Source organism: Orrella sp. 11846 (genome assembly GCF_048820935.1).
Lineage (GTDB): Bacteria > Pseudomonadota > Gammaproteobacteria > Burkholderiales > Burkholderiaceae_B > Algicoccus.
In genome coordinates, this window is the sequence record NZ_JBMERD010000018.1 from 18839 (window position 1) to 34869 (window position 16031).

At 48.7% G+C, this 16031-nt stretch carries 23 protein-coding genes; 19 read left to right on the top strand and 4 right to left on the bottom strand.

Annotated elements, in window-relative coordinates; all coding sequences use genetic code 11:
• Positions 1-78 precede the first annotated feature (78 nt).
• From ACOI06_RS12705 to ACOI06_RS12715, 3 genes are all read left to right on the top strand, one after another.
• On the top strand, positions 79-366 hold the full coding sequence (locus ACOI06_RS12705) for a hypothetical protein (RefSeq protein WP_420662966.1): 288 nt from the start codon (positions 79-81) through the stop codon (positions 364-366).
• Positions 367-499: 133 nt separating this feature from the next.
• Positions 500-811 carry a CII family transcriptional regulator gene (locus ACOI06_RS12710; protein WP_420662967.1) on the top strand — a complete coding sequence of 104 codons (312 nt, stop codon included), beginning with the start codon at positions 500-502 and terminating at the stop codon, positions 809-811.
• 13 nt (positions 812-824) lie between these two features.
• A complete protein-coding gene (locus tag ACOI06_RS12715) occupies positions 825-1193 on the top strand; it encodes a DUF7694 domain-containing protein (RefSeq protein WP_420662968.1) in 369 nt (122 codons plus the stop codon).
• Here the strand turns inward: ACOI06_RS12715 and ACOI06_RS12720 are convergent.
• A complete protein-coding gene (locus ACOI06_RS12720; protein WP_420662969.1) occupies positions 1183-1332 on the bottom strand; it encodes a hypothetical protein in 150 nt (49 codons plus the stop codon). The two genes, ACOI06_RS12715 and ACOI06_RS12720, sit on opposite strands and share 11 nt — an antisense overlap.
• Positions 1333-1462: 130 nt before the next feature.
• Here ACOI06_RS12720 and ACOI06_RS12725 point away from each other — a divergent pair, with 130 nt between their 5' ends.
• The 7 genes from ACOI06_RS12725 to ACOI06_RS12755 all read left to right on the top strand — a co-directional run bounded on the left by ACOI06_RS12725 (position 1463) and on the right by ACOI06_RS12755 (position 7689).
• Entirely contained in the window at positions 1463-1687 is a 225-nt protein-coding gene (locus tag ACOI06_RS12725; protein ID WP_420662970.1) for a hypothetical protein, read from the top strand.
• 128 nt (positions 1688-1815) lie between these two features.
• Positions 1816-2394 carry a YdaU family protein gene (locus ACOI06_RS12730; RefSeq protein ID WP_420662971.1) on the top strand — a complete coding sequence of 193 codons (579 nt, stop codon included), beginning with the start codon at positions 1816-1818 and terminating at the stop codon, positions 2392-2394.
• Positions 2394-3221 carry a YdaU family protein gene (locus ACOI06_RS12735; RefSeq protein ID WP_420662972.1) on the top strand — a complete coding sequence of 276 codons (828 nt, stop codon included), beginning with the start codon at positions 2394-2396 and terminating at the stop codon, positions 3219-3221. The genes ACOI06_RS12730 and ACOI06_RS12735 overlap by 1 nt, the downstream gene beginning before the upstream one ends.
• Positions 3218-5557: a replicative DNA helicase gene (gene dnaB, locus ACOI06_RS12740; protein ID WP_420662973.1), complete on the top strand. Its 2340-nt coding sequence runs from the start codon at positions 3218-3220 to the stop codon at positions 5555-5557. The genes ACOI06_RS12735 and dnaB overlap by 4 nt, the downstream gene beginning before the upstream one ends.
• 211 nt (positions 5558-5768) lie before the next feature.
• Positions 5769-6152, top strand: coding sequence for a hypothetical protein (locus ACOI06_RS12745; RefSeq protein ID WP_420662974.1), 384 nt, complete (start codon positions 5769-5771; stop codon positions 6150-6152).
• Positions 6153-6321: 169 nt separating this feature from the next.
• Entirely contained in the window at positions 6322-7179 is an 858-nt protein-coding gene (locus ACOI06_RS12750) for a prohibitin family protein (RefSeq protein ID WP_420662975.1), read from the top strand.
• 30 nt (positions 7180-7209) lie between these two features.
• On the top strand, positions 7210-7689 hold the full coding sequence (locus ACOI06_RS12755) for a hypothetical protein (protein WP_420662976.1): 480 nt from the start codon (positions 7210-7212) through the stop codon (positions 7687-7689).
• A 157-nt stretch (positions 7690-7846) separates the two neighbouring features.
• Here the strand turns inward: ACOI06_RS12755 and ACOI06_RS12760 are convergent, their stop codons facing one another.
• Together ACOI06_RS12760 and ACOI06_RS12765 are read right to left on the bottom strand one after the other, a co-directional pair.
• Positions 7847-8131 carry a BrnA antitoxin family protein gene (locus ACOI06_RS12760; protein ID WP_420662977.1) on the bottom strand — a complete coding sequence of 95 codons (285 nt, stop codon included), beginning with the start codon at positions 8129-8131 and terminating at the stop codon, positions 7847-7849.
• Positions 8118-8384 (bottom strand): BrnT family toxin, encoded by a 267-nt coding sequence (locus tag ACOI06_RS12765; protein ID WP_420662978.1) that lies wholly within the window; start codon positions 8382-8384, stop codon positions 8118-8120. Before ACOI06_RS12765 ends, ACOI06_RS12760 begins: the two co-directional genes overlap by 14 nt.
• A gap of 167 nt (positions 8385-8551) precedes the next feature.
• On the opposite strand from ACOI06_RS12765, the gene ACOI06_RS12770 reads away from it, so the two are divergent.
• The 5 genes from ACOI06_RS12770 to ACOI06_RS12790 all read left to right on the top strand — a co-directional run bounded on the left by ACOI06_RS12770 (position 8552) and on the right by ACOI06_RS12790 (position 12225).
• Positions 8552-8914, top strand: coding sequence for a hypothetical protein (locus ACOI06_RS12770; protein WP_420662979.1), 363 nt, complete (start codon positions 8552-8554; stop codon positions 8912-8914).
• Between the two features lie 39 nt (positions 8915-8953).
• The gene (locus ACOI06_RS12775; protein ID WP_420662980.1) at positions 8954-9739 is read left to right on the top strand and encodes an AAA family ATPase; all 786 of its coding nucleotides are present in this window, start codon (positions 8954-8956) and stop codon (positions 9737-9739) included.
• A 113-nt stretch (positions 9740-9852) separates the two neighbouring features.
• A complete protein-coding gene (locus ACOI06_RS12780; protein ID WP_420662981.1) occupies positions 9853-10272 on the top strand; it encodes a hypothetical protein in 420 nt (139 codons plus the stop codon).
• Positions 10247-12028, top strand: coding sequence for a terminase large subunit (locus tag ACOI06_RS12785; RefSeq protein ID WP_420662982.1), 1782 nt, complete (start codon positions 10247-10249; stop codon positions 12026-12028). The genes ACOI06_RS12780 and ACOI06_RS12785 overlap by 26 nt, the downstream gene beginning before the upstream one ends.
• Positions 12029-12036: 8 nt before the next feature.
• Positions 12037-12225 (top strand): hypothetical protein, encoded by a 189-nt coding sequence (locus tag ACOI06_RS12790; protein WP_420662983.1) that lies wholly within the window; start codon positions 12037-12039, stop codon positions 12223-12225.
• Positions 12226-12258: 33 nt separating this feature from the next.
• Here the strand turns inward: ACOI06_RS12790 and ACOI06_RS12795 are convergent, their stop codons facing one another.
• Complete coding sequence (locus tag ACOI06_RS12795) at positions 12259-12426, bottom strand: hypothetical protein (RefSeq protein ID WP_420663005.1); 168 nt, start codon at positions 12424-12426, stop codon at positions 12259-12261.
• On the opposite strand from ACOI06_RS12795, the gene ACOI06_RS12800 reads away from it, so the two are divergent.
• The 4 genes from ACOI06_RS12800 (at position 12410) to ACOI06_RS12815 (ending at position 16007) form a co-directional block, all read left to right on the top strand.
• Positions 12410-13519 carry a phage portal protein gene (locus tag ACOI06_RS12800; RefSeq protein ID WP_420663004.1) on the top strand — a complete coding sequence of 370 codons (1110 nt, stop codon included), beginning with the start codon at positions 12410-12412 and terminating at the stop codon, positions 13517-13519. The genes ACOI06_RS12795 and ACOI06_RS12800 overlap by 17 nt on opposite strands.
• Positions 13519-14415 (top strand): head maturation protease, ClpP-related, encoded by an 897-nt coding sequence (locus tag ACOI06_RS12805; protein WP_420662984.1) that lies wholly within the window; start codon positions 13519-13521, stop codon positions 14413-14415. Before ACOI06_RS12800 ends, ACOI06_RS12805 begins: the two co-directional genes overlap by 1 nt.
• A 71-nt stretch (positions 14416-14486) precedes the next feature.
• The gene (locus ACOI06_RS12810) at positions 14487-15683 is read left to right on the top strand and encodes a phage major capsid protein (protein ID WP_420662985.1); all 1197 of its coding nucleotides are present in this window, start codon (positions 14487-14489) and stop codon (positions 15681-15683) included.
• A gap of 39 nt (positions 15684-15722) precedes the next feature.
• Positions 15723-16007 (top strand): hypothetical protein, encoded by a 285-nt coding sequence (locus ACOI06_RS12815; protein ID WP_420662986.1) that lies wholly within the window; start codon positions 15723-15725, stop codon positions 16005-16007.
• Positions 16008-16031 lie beyond the last annotated feature (24 nt).

A 16031-nucleotide genomic window follows, 5' to 3' on the forward strand; every position in this document is an offset into this window, starting at 1 on the left:
TCCTGCGGAACTGCACATCGCTATTGATGATTTGCGCAGGGGTAGACCGATTTTCAGTACCCAACAAGGAATATCAAAATGAAACAATTCAATCCTCGAGGTTGGGGGGCAACCGGTCACGAATCCGCTGAGCAACGTCAAAAGTATTTTGCATCTCTATTTTTTAATGGATTAGATCGCGGACAAAATTTAGGTATTGCTGAACATCCACATCAAAAGAATCACAAGTGTCTTCGGACGCATGGCTGTTTAGTAGGAAAACCCTTCCAGCCTCAACGTTTCGTTCCAGCTCTGGCAGTAGCACTTGCAATGTTTCCTTTGGTAGCACTGCTACGAGTGATTTCAACAGAGAGGCGTGAGCGATGAGCATGCCATGCAAGCGTTCTGGATTGCTTTTATGTTCCATGGTCGGTCCTTTGCAAAAAGTATCAAGTCGGAAATTTGGTTCTATGCGCTCAGGACTGACCTCCCTTATGACTCGTTTGACCAGGAGGTTTGAATGAGCACAACTACAGTTTCGCCTGAACTGATTGAAAACACACGCAAGAAGGCTGAAAAGATTCAGGCACAGATTTTGCAAGCACTTGCATTGAAGACTCAGAGCTTTGCCGCTGATTGCATGGGTTCGTCGGACAGTACAGTAAGCCGTCAGAAAGAAGGTTTGCAGCAGTTTTGTTTGTTGCTCGCAGCTGTTGACCTTCAAGTGTCTCCAGTCGATGCGGTCGTGGTTGAGCAGACTGAAATCAAAGCACTTGAGCGCATGGCCTACAAGTATTTGAAAGCCAAGGTTGAATCTGGCGAGGTGGTCTGATGCGAGGCGAGCTATGACTTTCAAAGTGCCTAATCAATATCGCATTCGAGATCCGAAGTTTGGATGGTTGGCTACTGACGACTCAGCAGGAAACAACGGAGCATTCGTTATTCCTTTGCCACGTGGCCAGCGCTTAAATGTAATCGCGTCATCAGACAGCGAATGGGAGCATGTGAGCGTATCGCGTAAAGATCGCTGCCCGACATGGGAAGAAATGTGCAAAGTGAAAGAACTGTTCTGGTGCCCAGAAGACTGCGTTATTCAGTTTCATCCAGCGAACTCAGATTACGTGAATGTGCACGAGTATTGCTTGCACATGTGGCGCCCAGTTCGTGAGTCTTTTCCGATCCCTGAGTTTTGGCGAGTGGGGTTTAAGACATGAAGGCCTGGAACTCGACACTCAAACGCGGATCTTCGCAGTTAAAGAGATCACCATTCAAACGCGCCACACCAAAGACAAAGAGCACGCGTGCTGAACGTGGACTCGCACAACGTATTGCTGAGTCACTGGATGCAGCCATCAGGCATGCGAAAAGGCAATCTGCCCTACTTCGCAGTGAATCACACAGACGCAACGTTGCTGCTCTTCCGTGTGCAGCCTGTGGCAAACAAGGCCAGTCGCAGTGCGCTCATGCGAACGCAACCAAAGGGATGGGTATCAAGGTTTGCGACAGCCTGACGTTCCCCTTGTGCCATGAATGCCATATGGATCACGACCAAGGCGGCCACCTGACAAGAAACCAACGTTGGAAAAAGGAATGGGAGCATGCCGATTACACACGCGCTGAATTGATCAGAAAAAACTTATGGAATGAATCGATTGAAAAACATTATCAACGTGCTATTGAGCCGTTGAAACGGATGTTATCGAAATGAGTTGTTGTACGCACACGCCTAGGATCGCTTCCGAAGAGCAGACTTCCCACCTGCCTGGCGCTGTGTTTTTTGTGGGCATCGAAAGGGATAGATATGACTATGAATCAATCTGGCGTGGAGGTGGTGTTATGAATTACTACCCTCACCATATCGGCGACTTCAACAGCGCGACACGACATTTAACACGTGTTGAACGGTCGTTGTACAGGGACTTAATAGAGCTGTATTACGACACCGAACAGCCGTTGCCCGCTGATGATTTTGATCGACTTGCAAGACGTGTTATTGCCACCAGTGAAGAAGAAAAAGAAGCGCTACGTTATGTTTTAGGTGAGTTTTTCACTTTAGACGATGGTGTTTATTGTAATTCCCGATGCGATGCAGAAATCTCCAAGCATTACAGAAACAAGAAAAACCATTGGGGCAACAATTTAACCAAGGCACAACGATGTGAGATTCAAGCTGCTAGAAATGCAGCCAGGCTAAAAGCAACACCTAATTGGCTGACTAGTGAGCAACGCAAAAGCATTAGAAATGCCTACGCGCAATCATCTTTTAAAACTGCCAAGACAGGAGTTCCGCACGAGGTAGATCATATTGTCCCACTTCGTGGAAAGCTCGTTTGTGGGCTTCACGTGCCATGGAATTTAAGAGTGATAGAGGCCTATCGAAACCGCCAGAAAAGTAATATCTGGGAGGTTTCGTAATGCACTACTACAAAAGAAACATAGGCGATTACGCCAAAAAAGCAGGCAGGCTAACCATGCTTCAGCACGGAGCGTACACGCTTTTGATGGATTCGTGCTACGACCGTGAACAATTTCCCACGTTAGAGGAAGCAATCGAGTGGACATGGGCCAGCACAAAAGAAGAAATCGAAGCGGTTGAGTTTGTTTTAACCAGATTCTTTGATTTGGTAGATGGCGTTTACGTGCAAAAAAGAATCGAAGAAGAGATCGAAGCGTATCAAAAAAGATCTGAAACCAACTCTCGGATTGCAAAAGAAAGAGAAGCGAAGCGTAAAGAAAAAAGCACGAAGCGTGATAGCAATAGCACGAAGCGTGCACATGATGTTAACGACCCTACAACGAATCGCCACCTAACCATTAACCAAGAACCAAGAACCAATATACAAACCACCCCTAACCCCTCCTTGCTGGAGGGTGAAGAACTGGAACCTGAAAAACCAAAGCGGGAACGCAAGAAGCGTGTCCAACTGAAAACATTCATCGAGCTCTGCAAGACCTCAGGTGAGAAACCAATCAGTGGATACCAACCTTTGTTGGAGTACGTGGAGGCAACAGGTCTGCCGATGGAGTTTGTACAGCTTGCATGGGAGGTGTTCAAAACAGAATTTATGCCTGGTGGTGCCAATGAAAAACGTCAACAGGCTGACTGGCGTCGTCATTTCCTGAACTACGTCCAGAGAGGTTACTACCGGCTTTGGTATGCCAAACAGTCGGGTGAAGACACGCTTTACGAGCTGTCGACCCAAGGCATTCAAGCGCAAGCGCTGCATCGGGAGGTGGCATGATTTTCAACGCTAATGCTGAACAATCGGTACTCGGTGCGCTGCTGATCGACAACGATGCTTACGACCGACTTGGGAACCTCAAGGCTGAGCATTTTTACCGTGGTGATCATCGGCAAATCTTTTCGGAAATATGCAAGACGATTGAAGCTGGTCAACCTGCGGATGTTGTGACGATTGGAGACCGATTGCCTGAGAACATTTCGTTTGTGTACCTGAATGAACTGGCTGCAAATACGCCCAGTTCAGCGAATACGGGACGTTATGCCGAAATGGTGCGTACAGCTGCACAGCGTCGTGAGCTGGCGGCTCTGGCAAGCGATTTGCACGACGCAACGCAAAGCACGAAAGATCCGGCGCAAGTGATCGATGAAGCCCAAACGCAGCTGGAAAGCATTGCGGAACAGCGCGTCAAATCCGAACCCGTGAAAGCCGGTGACGACATGCAACGCTACATCGAAGAAATCGAAAAGCGTGCAGAAGGCAATGGGGTCAAAGCAATCCCTACTGGATTTACGGATCTGGATGAGCGCATGGTTGGTGGCATTCGCCGTGGTGAGCTTTGGATCGTGGCTGCGAGACCAAAGATGGGGAAAGCTCAGCCGATATGGTCGAAAGTTCTACTCGCAAACGGAAAATGGAAAAGAATTGGTGACCTCAAAGTCGGGGATGAGGTTGCGTCAATTGACGGCTTGCCAAGCAAGGTAACAGGCGTGTTCCCTCAAGGGCGAAAGCAAATCTACAAAGTGTCCTTGTCTGATGGTAGGCACACCTATAGTTGCGGTGAGCACCTTTGGCGAGTCGGCAATAGAAAATGGAAAGAGGATCGGATTGCTAGCCTTGATGAAATAAGTGCCATGCTGGAAAAGCCATCGATGCAAGGCCGCGTTTATGTTCCAGTCTTTTCTGGTCATTTTGGAACCGGGAGCCTCCCTGTTCGACCATACGCATTGGGAGCTTTGATCGGAAATGGCGGATTTTCAAGCGAAAGCGGCATTCGATTTAGTAGCGCCGATGCTGAAACACTAGCCCATCTTGAGGAAGATATTCCCGGTGTGCGGCTAAACAATGACGGCGAATATGATTATCGAGTTGTTACCCGAGTCGGCAATAAAAGTTGGCTTATGGATGCGATTCGTAGTCTTGGGCTAATGGGGAAGGCTTCATATGAAAAATTCATCCCTGAAGAATACTTGCAAGCAAGTAGAAAAGATCGTCAGGACCTCTTACAGGGCTTGATGGATACCGATGGCTGGGCTGAAAAGAAAGGATGCGCCTTATTTGGGACTTCTAGCAAACAATTAGCTCTTGATGTTCAAAGTCTTGCGAGGTCATTGGGCTATGTGGTGAGGCTGTCCGCCCCTCGTCTAAAAAAGCTCAATCACGCCGGAAAGAAAAAAGCAGGTAGACCTTTTTTTGTACTTAGCATTTCTGGATCAAACCGGTCAGATTTGTTTAGGCTTCCTAGAAAAAGAGAGCGCTGCGGTGGAAAAGAGTCGCGCCTAAACATTTCATCGATTGAGGCCGCAGGATTTGATGATTGCGTATGTATTTCTGTATCGCACCCTGACCGCTTGTACATAACAGATGACTACATAGTTACACACAACACCGCTTTCGCGCTCAACGTGGCACTACGTGCGGCACAGGATTATTCGGTTTTAGTGCTTTCGATGGAGATGCCAAAAGATCAGATTCATGATCGGAACGTGGCCACGCTTGGACACATCCCGCTTTCCCACGTCATCGACCCACGGAAGATGCATCAAAACGACTGGACAGGTCTGGTTTCTGCTGTGGAGAGAATCGGGGATCTGAACCTTTTCATTGACGATCAGGGCGCACTTCGCTTGATCGATGTCCGGATGAAGGCAAAGCAGGTCAAACGTCGCCATGGGCTTGATCTTCTTGTGATCGACTACTTGCAGCTGATGGATGGTGAAGGCGACAACCGCAACGCTCAGGTCGAACAAATCACCAGAGGCCTAAAAGCGCTGGCAAAGGAACTTGGTATCGGGATTGTTCTGTTGTCTCAGCTGAATAGAAACCTTGAACAACGTCCCAACAAGCGGCCCATGCCTTCTGATCTACGAGATTCCGGTGCAATTGAGCAGGATTGCGATGGTGCCTTGTTCTTGTACCGCGACGAAGTTTACAACCCTGACAGTCCAGACAAAGGCATCTGTGAAGTCAACGTGGGATTGATTCGACAAGGTGAGCCAGGAACGGTTGGGCTGGCCTACATCGGACAGCAAACCAGATTTGAAAGTCTAGAGCGGGGTCGTGTCTTTGGGCAAAGAGCCGGGAGAGTGACCAAACACAGGGGGTTAAAAGATTGAGAGTTCAGTGTGTTCAGTGCGAAAGCTTCTCACTTCAAAAGGCCGGCGCAATGGCCCGTGAAGGTTTTGGTGTGTGTCTAAAAGACCCGAGTCCTGGTGCCTATTACCCGGCATCGTACAAGCGTGACTGTGAGAGATTCGAACAAGCTGAGCAAAACCAGACTGACAATCGCATCCAGTGGCTCGCAAAGCGCCGATGGACGATATCAGCATGAAAAAAGTAACTGTGCACCTGCCGTGGCCGAATAGCAAGCTTTTACCGAACAGACGCGGAGGGCGTCATTGGGGTTCATACCAAAATCAAAAAGTCGATTCTCGAGCACAGGGCTTTATTGCTGCTGCTGAATCAAACATGAAACACCTGTTCTCAGCTGATGATCTGGTGAAAGTAATGATCGTTTTCTATGCCCCCGATGCGCGCTTACGCGACTTGGACGGACTGTATAGCTCACTTAAACACGCACAGGACGGAATCTGCAGATATTTTGGCATCGATGACAGCCGGATGAACCCAGTGACCTTGGTACGTCGCATTGATCCAGACAAGGTTGGATATGTGGTGATGACGCTAGAGAAATTGGAGGAGGAACCATGAGGTATTTACTTATTTTCGTAGGGGCTGCAGTCATGGCCTATTTGATAACCAAGGGTGTCAGCGCCGTGCTTGCTGATCGTCAACCGAAGTCACAGGGTCGTCAGCCCAAACCACTAGATCGTCAACAGAAATCATCTAATCACCAACCCAAAAGAAGGAAATCAATCAAATGAATACCAAAGGAATTGCGTTTATTGTGTCAGGCATTTTTGCATTTCTGGTCATCCTCACTCTGTCATTCGGGTCTTGGTACCAAGTTGACCAGGGCGAACGAGGTGTGTTGCTCGAAAACGGACGACTTTTAAGAGTTGAAGACCCGGGACTTGGATTTAAGATTCCCGTGATCGAGTCTGTCCGTTTTGTGTCCGTTCGTGATCAAAACGTCGTCATGAACCTTGAGGCGTACTCATACGACCAACAGCCAGCAAGTATGCAGGTGTCAGTGACATACAGTGTCCCTGCTGACCGTGTGGCAGATCTGTATAGCGAGTATGGAACGCTGAGCAATCTACAAACACGGGTGATTGAGCGCCGGACACCCGATGCAGTTAAGAACGCATTCGGTAAATACACAGCAGTTCGTGCAATTCAAGAACGTGAGAAGTTAGGACTGGATGCAACACAAGCGGTTATTCAATCGATGCGTGATGCACCGGTTCAGATTGTTGGTGTGCAGATCGAGGAAGTGGGTTTCTCTTCAGCCTATGAACACTCTATTGAACAACGAATGCTTGCTCAGGTTCAGATCGAAACTACACGTCAGCAAAAAGAAACTGCAGCGATCAACGCTGAAATCAAGGTGGTTAATGCGACTGCTGATGCAGACGCACGTCGTCAGGAATATCAGGCACAAGCGGATGGTATTCGTCTAAAGGGTGAAGCGGAAGCAGCAGCGATTAAGGCACGGGCTCAAGCACTGTCAGAAAACACAAACCTTGTGAGTCTGATTGCAGTTGAACGGTGGGATGGTGTGCTTCCATCAACACAGGTACCGGGTTCTGCCCTGCCCTTCATCGGCATTAAGTAGTCAATCTAAATCACCAAAGGAGCAGTCAGAGTGAGCTGGCAACACCGATGGGAGACAAAAGACCCGTTGCTTGTGCTTGAGCGTAAGCAACGACGAGATGGCTTGGTGCAATCAATGCTCCAGCTGGAACATCATGGAGAGGATTGCATGGCACGCAAATTAAATGTGGCACCACATATTACAGCAGCACTTTATCAGTGGGGCGTTTGGGCCAGTCGCCCACAGTTCTGGGCGAACCTAGGGGTCACTCCGTTCTGCCGATTGGTAGGTATCGGGCATAGCCGTGAAGCTCCTGACGTAAGACTGGATCCGCAATCAATGAAGATCCACAAGACATTTTTGCGTATGCGATGTCGCGTGACCATGATGGTTCTAATTGGGTATTACGTTGCAGGACATAATTGGGACAGCAAAGAGCATGTGTTCAAGCAGTTTGGAATCTCACGCAGAACATTTTATGAGGCGTTGCGCACAGGAAGCGTGGCACTTTACAACGCATCTAAACTATAGACAAAGTGGTTGCTGAAACTATTTTGGCATGATATGATGGTTTTCAGATAGAGTGCGTTAATTGCGCGCACGAGTTTTAGCCCTAGAGTTTAACTGCTCCGGGGCTTTTTGCTTTTGTACGCAAGGTGATTGAGTGTCGTTAGGTGAGTCTGTTGAGTTAGCTTGGTCGGTGTGTTGCCAGCCATTCGCTTAAGGCGTTATCGATGCGTGATTGCCAACCTGGTCCAGTGGCACGGAAACTCTCTACTACGTTGGACGATAGTCGAATGGTGATGCGTTCTTTTGTCGCTTCCTTTTGGGGGCCGCGCCGGCGCATACCAATTTTTGCTTGCAGCTCAGGCGGTAAAACTTCAGAAGCAGGAGCAAACTTCTTCAAATCGGTGGCGGTGAGTTCACGAACTTCACCTTCTGCATCGATTAGGGGTTTTTTAGCGCTGTTCATATGCCTTTACCTCTCGTTTGTTGGCTTTACGCAAACTAATGATGCGTAGCCCAGCCTCAGTTGCGGTAAACACCACGACATACAGTCGTTGTTCAATGTAGCCCACGGCAATGTAACGAGTTTCTCCGTAGTCCTTGCGGGTATCAGCATAGACGTGAGCAGTATCAAAATCGAATTGAGAAACCATATCGAACGACAGTCCGCGTTCTGCGATGTTTTTGCTATTTTTCGCGGGGTCGTAAGTGATATCCATAGTGCAAATTGTACATACGAATTAGTTTTCTGTAAAGCAAATTGTACATACAATATTCATCCTGTTATCACGCGATAGTGGAGCCGTTCACTTATTCAAATGGCTTTCACCATTCTGCTTGCTGGTGCAACAGGCGGGTTAGCGTTTGCGATTAAAGGTGTGCCGAATTGAGCAATGTGAAAATCACTCGAAATGAATCTGGCAGAGGTACGGTGGTAATCGACGGTGTGGATATGTCATCCATGCTTCGCGCTGTGACGGTTTCGATTACCGCAGGTGTCCCGACACGGGTCAATATTGACTTGGCTGCATCCAAACTAGAGGACGTAGTTCTTGATGGCGCTGAGATTTATGTTGCGGGCGTCGCGATGCCCGCAAGCGTAGAAATGGCGCTTTATCAACATCTATTTCGAAAGCATGGCTTTAATGAACTGGACGTAACACCACTTAACAACGATAACGAAAGAGAGTTTGCTGTTAAATCTTTATTTTCCGATCCCTCCTTGCTGGTCTACCCAACCAGCACTTAACGGCCCTGCTGTCTCATGATGGTAGGGTCGTTTCTTTATATGGCAACCAAACCAAAGACATTCAAACGTGCTGCTTTAACTAATCGGCATGAGCCATTGGATGTTGGTGCAGCCAAGACATATGCACCTGTTCGGTATGGTCAAGGAAGGGGTGGCCGACCGTGGCGACGTTTACGGTTACAGATACTTGAGCGCGACAACTATCTCTGCCAGTGCTCAGATTGCAAGACACGCAAGATTCCCTTACCTGCGCATGAGGTTGATCACATCTCTAATGAGTTAGACGCATCGGGCAAGCTAAACGATGCACCGACAAACTTAAGGGCAATAAACAGAGATTGCCACAAAGCGCTCACAGCGCAACAAAGACGCCTTGCGAGTCGTGGCAGCACGATGACACCAGCGTGGCTACCTGTTACTGCGAAGCCGCTCACATTGGTCTGCGGTCCACCAGGTGCAGGGAAAACGATGTGGGTCACTGAACATGCCAAGAAGGATGACCTAGTCATTGATCTGGATGTGTTTGCAGTTTCTGTGATTGGTAAACCATTATGGGAAGCAAGTAAAAGAGAACGCGCGCAAGTGATACGAGCAAGAAATGATTTGCTTGCTGATTACATGCGAGGCAAAACAGGACATCAGCGTTGCTATTTGATCGATACAGCAGGCAGCTTTAAGCGCCGCAAGTTCTGGTCAGACCGAAACGCAGAGGTTGTCATCGTTGATACAGAAAAAGAAATCTGTAAGCAGCGTATCAGACAGTGCAAAGAGCGTCCAAAAGAGACACATGCAGGCAGAATTGCTGCGGTTGATCGATGGAAGTAGTGGCAAGAGGGGGAGGCGGGTCGAAACTTTCGCGCTGACGCCGGACACCAGCCGCCCACAGCCTTTTTTTTGCACCGTCAGTTTAGAAAAACCAGTTTTTTTAGGATAAAGATATGGCGAATCCGAAAAAGCCCACCAAGTTAAAAGTGGTGGCTGGCACGGATCGCCCCGACCGACATGGGGCTGATCCGATTGATCTGCCACTTGTCGATGAAATCCCCGAGTCACCGAGCTGGATGCCGAATCGGTTTGCCAGTGACGAGTGGGATCGCTTGGCCAGAATTTTGCACGCGAATGGTTTGTTAACCGAGGCAGGACTTGGACCACTGGCGATGCTTTGCGCGTTGCATGGAAAAATTGTCCAGCTTTGGATGGCAGGTGAAACACCGACCGGACACCTCCTTGCGCAGTATCGTGCCCTGGTTGGCGAGTTTGGTTTAACGCCGGTTGCGCAAGGCAAAGTCAGACCAGCCGAACGCAGTCCGACAGGCAATGCATTTGCGAACAATGGCAGACAAAGAAAATCATCGTGATTATGTTGCCATTGCGATCAAGTACGCAAAGGGTGCGATTTCAGATCGCGGGCGCAAACGGCATGGTCGATGGATAAGAGAAGCAGCGAGACGATTTCTCAATGATCTCAAGCGTGCCCGACGAAAGAAGAATCCGTTCTTCTTTGACGAATGGCATGCGAATGATGCGTGTGACTTTATTGAGAAGTTGCCTCATGTGGAAGGCAGATGGGCTGTTCCAACACTCGTGCTGGATCCCGCACAGATTTTCTTCATTGTGCAGCTCTTCGGTTTTCGAAAACATGATTGGGTCCCTGTAGATGGCTATGGTGATGATGATCGTTTTTATCCGAGACGGTTTACTTCAGCACTGTTTGCAGTTGCTCGCAAGAATGGCAAATCCGCCTTGGCATCTGGGATCATGCTTTATTGCATGTGTTGCGAACCAGAGGATGGTGCGCAGGTTATCAGTGCCGCAACAACGTATGACCAGGCATCAATCATCTTTCGCGTTGCAAAGCGCATGGTTGAGAAAACGCCAGACCTTGCGGAAGCGTTCGGACTGCAGACTTGGGCTAAATCAATTAGTCGGGTTGAAACAGGAGGCTCATTCAAGCCATTGCATGCCAAGGCAAGCACGCAGGATGGTCTGAACCCGTCGCATACGAGTCTTGATGAAATTCATGCGCACAAGACCCCTGACCTTCTGAACGTATTGCAATCCGCAGCTGGTGCCCGTGCCAATCCGTTGTGGTTATTTACAACCACAGAAGGTTATACAAACGCTGGTCCTTGGGGCGAGATTCGCGGGTTTGTGTTTGCACTGCTTCGGGGCTTGCTTGGAACGCAGGCAGATCACTTTTTAGCGTTGTATTACGCGCTGGACAACGAAGACAAGTCAGCACGAATCGCACAAGATGACGAGTTTGATGAGTCGAAGTGGATTAAAGCCAACCCCCTACTCGACTCAAACCCGCATTTGCTAGCAGCTATCCGAAAGGAAGCGATTGAAGCAAAGCAAATGCCTTCGAAGCTTGCTGAGTTTCGAATTAAACGATTGAACCGACCTGCGTCAACAGCGGGTGGTTGGGTTGATCTGACCAAATGGGGTAAATGTGGTGGTGAGGTCGATCTCAAATGGTTAGAAAATTATCCGTGTTGGGGTGGTTTAGACCTTGCCAGCACGACTGACATTGCATCGTTCAGGCTGGTTTGGCTTGTCGATGATGTTTTATATACGCATGGCTGGCGGTTTGTACCATCTGAAGCAGTTAGTCAGCGCACTGAACGTGGAACGGTTCCGTACGGTGGTTGGGTTGAGTCAGGAGACTTGATTCAGACTGAGGGCGAAGTCACCGATTACTCAGTGATCGAGAAGCATGTCCTTGATGCGGTTGAGCGCTTTCAGGTGGAAATGATTGCGTATGACGATTGGAACGCAACAGACTTAGTTAGCAGGCTGGTTGAGCAAAGTGTGCCGATGATTCAGTTTGTTCAAGGTACTAAAAGCTATCACCCAGCAATGCAAGCATTAGAGCGTGCGTATGTATCAGGGAAATTTGCACATGGTGGCGATCCAGTTCTTGCCTGGTGTGCTTCAAACCTAGTTGCACGACGTGATGTGAACTTGAATATGGCGCCTGATCGAAAACGCAGTGCGGACAAGATTGACGACATGGCTGCGTTACTGATGGCAGTCGGATTGCTCAATGCCGCAAACAGTATGGATGACAACGGGGATTTGATGGACGCCATCATGAATCCGATTATTGCTTAGGAAAACTTTTGGCTATTGCACTCTCACTCTTCTTGTTGGCAACAATCTTAGGGATGTCGCTACTTGTTGCAGGCGTATACATCTTGGCGGGTTTTGGCTGGTCCCTGCTTGCGTGTGGAGCGTGCTTATTGTCAGCAGCTGCGTTTATTCGCTCGGGAATGCGCGCTCATGAAAACAAAGAGGTGAGCGGTGGCTAAACGCGGGTTCATATCTGTACTGGCAAGTGCTGCTCAATCAGAGTCGATTTGGCGCAACCAACCCATTCGTTTGACGGATGGTGGTGGTTTCTGGTCATCGGTACTCGGCTTTTCATCGACCAGTGGAAAGAGTGTCACGGTTGATTCCTCTTTACGTTTAACGGCTGTTTGGGCTTGCGTCAGATTGATTGCGCAAACCATCTCGACTCTTCCGCTAGGAATTTACGAACGAGAACCAGATGGTGGCCGAAGCTTAGTCACCCGGAGTCCTTTGTATCGAGTCATACATAGCATGCCGAATGCTGACATGACAGCAGTTGTTTTTTGGGAAGCTGTTGTTGCATCCATGCTTTTGTGGGGTAACGCATACGTTGAGATTCATCGCAGCGCAAATGAAGTTATTGGTTTAAATTTCTTGCCGCCATCAAATGTTACCGTTTCTAGGCAAGATGATGGATCTCTCAAATACGTATACAGATCGAAAGGAAAGCAGCGACAGATTTCTGAAAAAAACATGATGCACATCCCTGCCTTTACGCTGGATGGTTTGGTTGGGTTATCTCCAATCGCATACGCGTGCAATACGTTCGGTGCAGCAATGTCTGCTGAAGAAGCAGCTGCTAAAACATTCCAGAATGGCATGATGCCAACGGTCTACTTCAAAATCGATCGGATTCTGAAAGCAGATCAGCGTGAAGAGTTTCGTGAGTATGCGAAAAGTGTATCTGGTGCAATTAATGCGGGTCGGTCTCCAGTCCTTGAGCAAGGCATGACAGCTGACACGATTGGGATCAATCCAAATGATGCGCAGCTGCTGGAATCTAGGCAGTACACAGGTGAAGATATTTGCCGATTCTTTCTAGTTGACCCAAGCATGGTCGGTTATGGCGGTAAAGATTCGAACTGGGGCACAGGCCTTGAGCAAAAGAACATTCGATTTCTGACTTACACACTGGCACCTTGGTTACGCCGAATTGAGCAAGCCGTTGGCCGCTCATTGATCAGTGCAGAAGATCGAGATAGTTTGTACGCGGAGTATTCAATTGAAGGGCTACTCCGGGCAGACAGTGCAGCCCGAGCTCAGTTTTACAGCACGATGGTGCAGAACGGCATTTACACAAGAGACGATTGTCGGGTACGCGAGAATCTACCGCGTCGAGGTGGCAATGCCGATGAATTGACTGTGCAGATGAATCTCACGCCGATCGACTTTCTCGGACAGTCTGCTTTGACTGATTCTCAGATGAAAAACGCGCTTGGCCAGTGGCTAGGCTTAGACAATGGAGAGCAATAATGCCTCGCAAAACACTACCTGAAGCGCCTTCTGTGAATAATCGACAGAACGTGTCATTTGAAATCTCGACCTCCATTCTTCAACGCTGGAATCCAGCAGTCCGTGCTGCAGCTGAGAGTGAGGATGACAACACCATTTCAATCCTTGATGAAATCGGTGAGGACTACTGGACCGGTGAAGGTGTAACTGCCAAACGTATTGGTGCCGCGCTTCGTTCAATTGGTGCCAAAAATCCAGTAACAGTCAACATCAATTCACCCGGTGGCGATTATTTTGAAGGGCTTGCTATCTACAACCTGTTACGTGCCCACGAAGGCGAAGTAACGATCAGAATCTTGGGTGTTGCTGCTTCAGCCGCTTCAGTCATTGCAATGGCTGGTGATACGGTTCAGATTGGTCGAGCTGCGTTTTTGATGATTCACAACGCATGGATTGTGGCCGTAGGAAATCGACATGATTTACGTGATGCAGCTGATTGGATTGAGCCCTTCGACAAAGTTGCAGCGGAGATTTATGTGGCTCGAACTGGTTTAGACGCCGACACGGTTGAGCAGATGATGGACTCTGAATCATGGATTGGTGGCGCCGACGCAATCAACAAAGGTTTAGCTGATGAATTTCTGCCTGCAGATCAGGCAGTAGAAATTGAATCTGGCTCACCTCAATCCTCTGTGCGTCAGGTTGACCTCATGCTTGCTAAGCAAGGCATTCCACGATCTGAACGCAGACGACTCATTAAAGATATTAAGTCCAGCACGCCTGACGCTGCTGGCAACGGTACGCAAGACGCTACCGCATCGAATGCGCACAATGCCATTCGAACAGTGAGCTTTGGGGAGGCAACAGAGCTTTTAGCTTCTTTTGAAGCACTCGCCAAAAAAGAATTGCTCACGTAAATAGCAAAAAGTAAATAAATCCTGAACCGCTTATAAAGCGGCTTTTTTTTATTTGAAAGGAATTTAGCGTCATGGATAAAAATGAGCAAAATACTCTTGAAAAAGAGTACAAACAAGTCCAACAGGGCTTGAAAGACGTCAGTGAACAGTTGAAAAACTATGCTGATAAATCGAAAACCGAATTGAGTGAAGTCAACAAGCTTGGTGATGAACTCAGTAAAAAAGTTGAGAACTCATTGTCTGAGTTCAACAAACTGTCAGCACGTTTGCAGGAAGTTGAACAAAATCTGGCACGTCCTAAAAACGAAGGTGATCCTGCTCCTCGTACACCTGGTGAGATTGTTGTGGCCAGCCAAGAGATGGAGGGTGTGAACAGCTCCTTCCGAGGCTCACGTCGGATTAGCGTTCCTCGCTCTGCAATCACGTCTTTGGACAATTCTGGTGGCGATCTTGTTCAGCCTGATCGTGTTCCAGGTATTGTGATGCCCGGTACGCGAAGAATGACATTGCGTGATCTGATTGCTCCAGGCCGTACATCAAGCAACAGCGTTGAGTATGTGCGCGAATCTGGCTTTACAAACAATGCTGACGTTGTTTCCGAAGGCGCATCAAAACCGTACTCCGATCTGACGTTTGAATTGGAAAACGCACCAGTGCGTGTGATTGCCCATCTGTTCAAAGCCAGTCGTCAAATTCTTGATGATGCACCCGCATTACAAAGCTATATCGATGCACGTGCGCGTTACGCATTGGAGTTGGCAGAAGAGGCGCAGTTCTTGTACGGATCTGGCCAAGGTGCAAACCTGACTGGAATCATCCCCCAAGCGGAAGCATTTGATCCTGAGTTCTCACCAGATAAGGAACAGGCTATCGACCGCATTCGTCTGGCTATTTTGCAGGCAATTCTGGCAGAGTTCCCACCCAACGGTATTGTGCTCAATCCCATCGACTGGGCACGCATCGAGCTGACCAAGGACGAAGAAGGTCGTTACATCTTGGGCAATCCGGGTTCTGGCGCTCAGCCGCTTTTGTGGAGTCTGCCGGTTGTCTCAACCACAGCGATTGTGCAAGATCAGTTCCTGGTGGGTGCTTTCAGTTTGGGTGCACAGGTCTTTGATCGTCAGGATGCCGAAGTGCTGATTTCTACTGAGAACGATAAGGATTTTGAGAAGAACATGGTCACGATTCGCGCTGAAGAGCGTATCGGTCTGGCTGTGTATCGTCCTGAATCCTTCGTTGAAGGCTCAGTCACCGGCGCATCTTCGTAATCTAAGTGGGCGGCGGGGAGCAATCCTCGCCGTTTTTGAATGAACGATCAAATTGAAGTCCAGGCGCTTAAGTTTTTCAAGTTCGGTAATCGTATTGTTTCACCGAAGACCGGCATGTTTGTGATGACTAAGCGCCAATTTACCGCTCATGAAGCAGCAGGTTTGGTTCGCGAAGTGCGCCCTACTCCGGATCGCGGCGAGAATTCGTCTGCATCGCCAGCGGTCCCAGCCTTATCGAAGCAGACTGCGAAAAAGTCCGTCAGTGGCGTGACCAAAGCCCGGAAAACCGTTTCGTCATCGTCGCGAACACAACCTACCGAATAGCACCATGGGCTGATGTTGTTTTTG

Coding starts and splice junctions, on each gene's coding strand:
- ACOI06_RS12705 (WP_420662966.1), top strand. CDS start 79: ATGAAACAATTCAATCCTCGAGGTTGGGGGGCAACCGGTCACGAATCC.
- ACOI06_RS12710 (WP_420662967.1), top strand. CDS start 500: ATGAGCACAACTACAGTTTCGCCTGAACTGATTGAAAACACACGCAAG.
- ACOI06_RS12715 (WP_420662968.1), top strand. CDS start 825: ATGACTTTCAAAGTGCCTAATCAATATCGCATTCGAGATCCGAAGTTT.
- ACOI06_RS12720 (WP_420662969.1), bottom strand. CDS start 1,332: ATGGCTGCATCCAGTGACTCAGCAATACGTTGTGCGAGTCCACGTTCA.
- ACOI06_RS12725 (WP_420662970.1), top strand. CDS start 1,463: ATGGGTATCAAGGTTTGCGACAGCCTGACGTTCCCCTTGTGCCATGAA.
- ACOI06_RS12730 (WP_420662971.1), top strand. CDS start 1,816: ATGAATTACTACCCTCACCATATCGGCGACTTCAACAGCGCGACACGA.
- ACOI06_RS12735 (WP_420662972.1), top strand. CDS start 2,394: ATGCACTACTACAAAAGAAACATAGGCGATTACGCCAAAAAAGCAGGC.
- dnaB (WP_420662973.1), top strand. CDS start 3,218: ATGATTTTCAACGCTAATGCTGAACAATCGGTACTCGGTGCGCTGCTG.
- ACOI06_RS12745 (WP_420662974.1), top strand. CDS start 5,769: ATGAAAAAAGTAACTGTGCACCTGCCGTGGCCGAATAGCAAGCTTTTA.
- ACOI06_RS12750 (WP_420662975.1), top strand. CDS start 6,322: ATGAATACCAAAGGAATTGCGTTTATTGTGTCAGGCATTTTTGCATTT.
- ACOI06_RS12760 (WP_420662977.1), bottom strand. CDS start 8,131: ATGAACAGCGCTAAAAAACCCCTAATCGATGCAGAAGGTGAAGTTCGT.
- ACOI06_RS12765 (WP_420662978.1), bottom strand. CDS start 8,384: ATGGATATCACTTACGACCCCGCGAAAAATAGCAAAAACATCGCAGAA.
- ACOI06_RS12775 (WP_420662980.1), top strand. CDS start 8,954: ATGGCAACCAAACCAAAGACATTCAAACGTGCTGCTTTAACTAATCGG.
- ACOI06_RS12780 (WP_420662981.1), top strand. CDS start 9,853: ATGGCGAATCCGAAAAAGCCCACCAAGTTAAAAGTGGTGGCTGGCACG.
- ACOI06_RS12785 (WP_420662982.1), top strand. CDS start 10,247: ATGGCAGACAAAGAAAATCATCGTGATTATGTTGCCATTGCGATCAAG.
- ACOI06_RS12795 (WP_420663005.1), bottom strand. CDS start 12,426: ATGGTTTGCGCAATCAATCTGACGCAAGCCCAAACAGCCGTTAAACGT.
- ACOI06_RS12805 (WP_420662984.1), top strand. CDS start 13,519: ATGCCTCGCAAAACACTACCTGAAGCGCCTTCTGTGAATAATCGACAG.
- ACOI06_RS12810 (WP_420662985.1), top strand. CDS start 14,487: ATGGATAAAAATGAGCAAAATACTCTTGAAAAAGAGTACAAACAAGTC.
- ACOI06_RS12815 (WP_420662986.1), top strand. CDS start 15,723: ATGAACGATCAAATTGAAGTCCAGGCGCTTAAGTTTTTCAAGTTCGGT.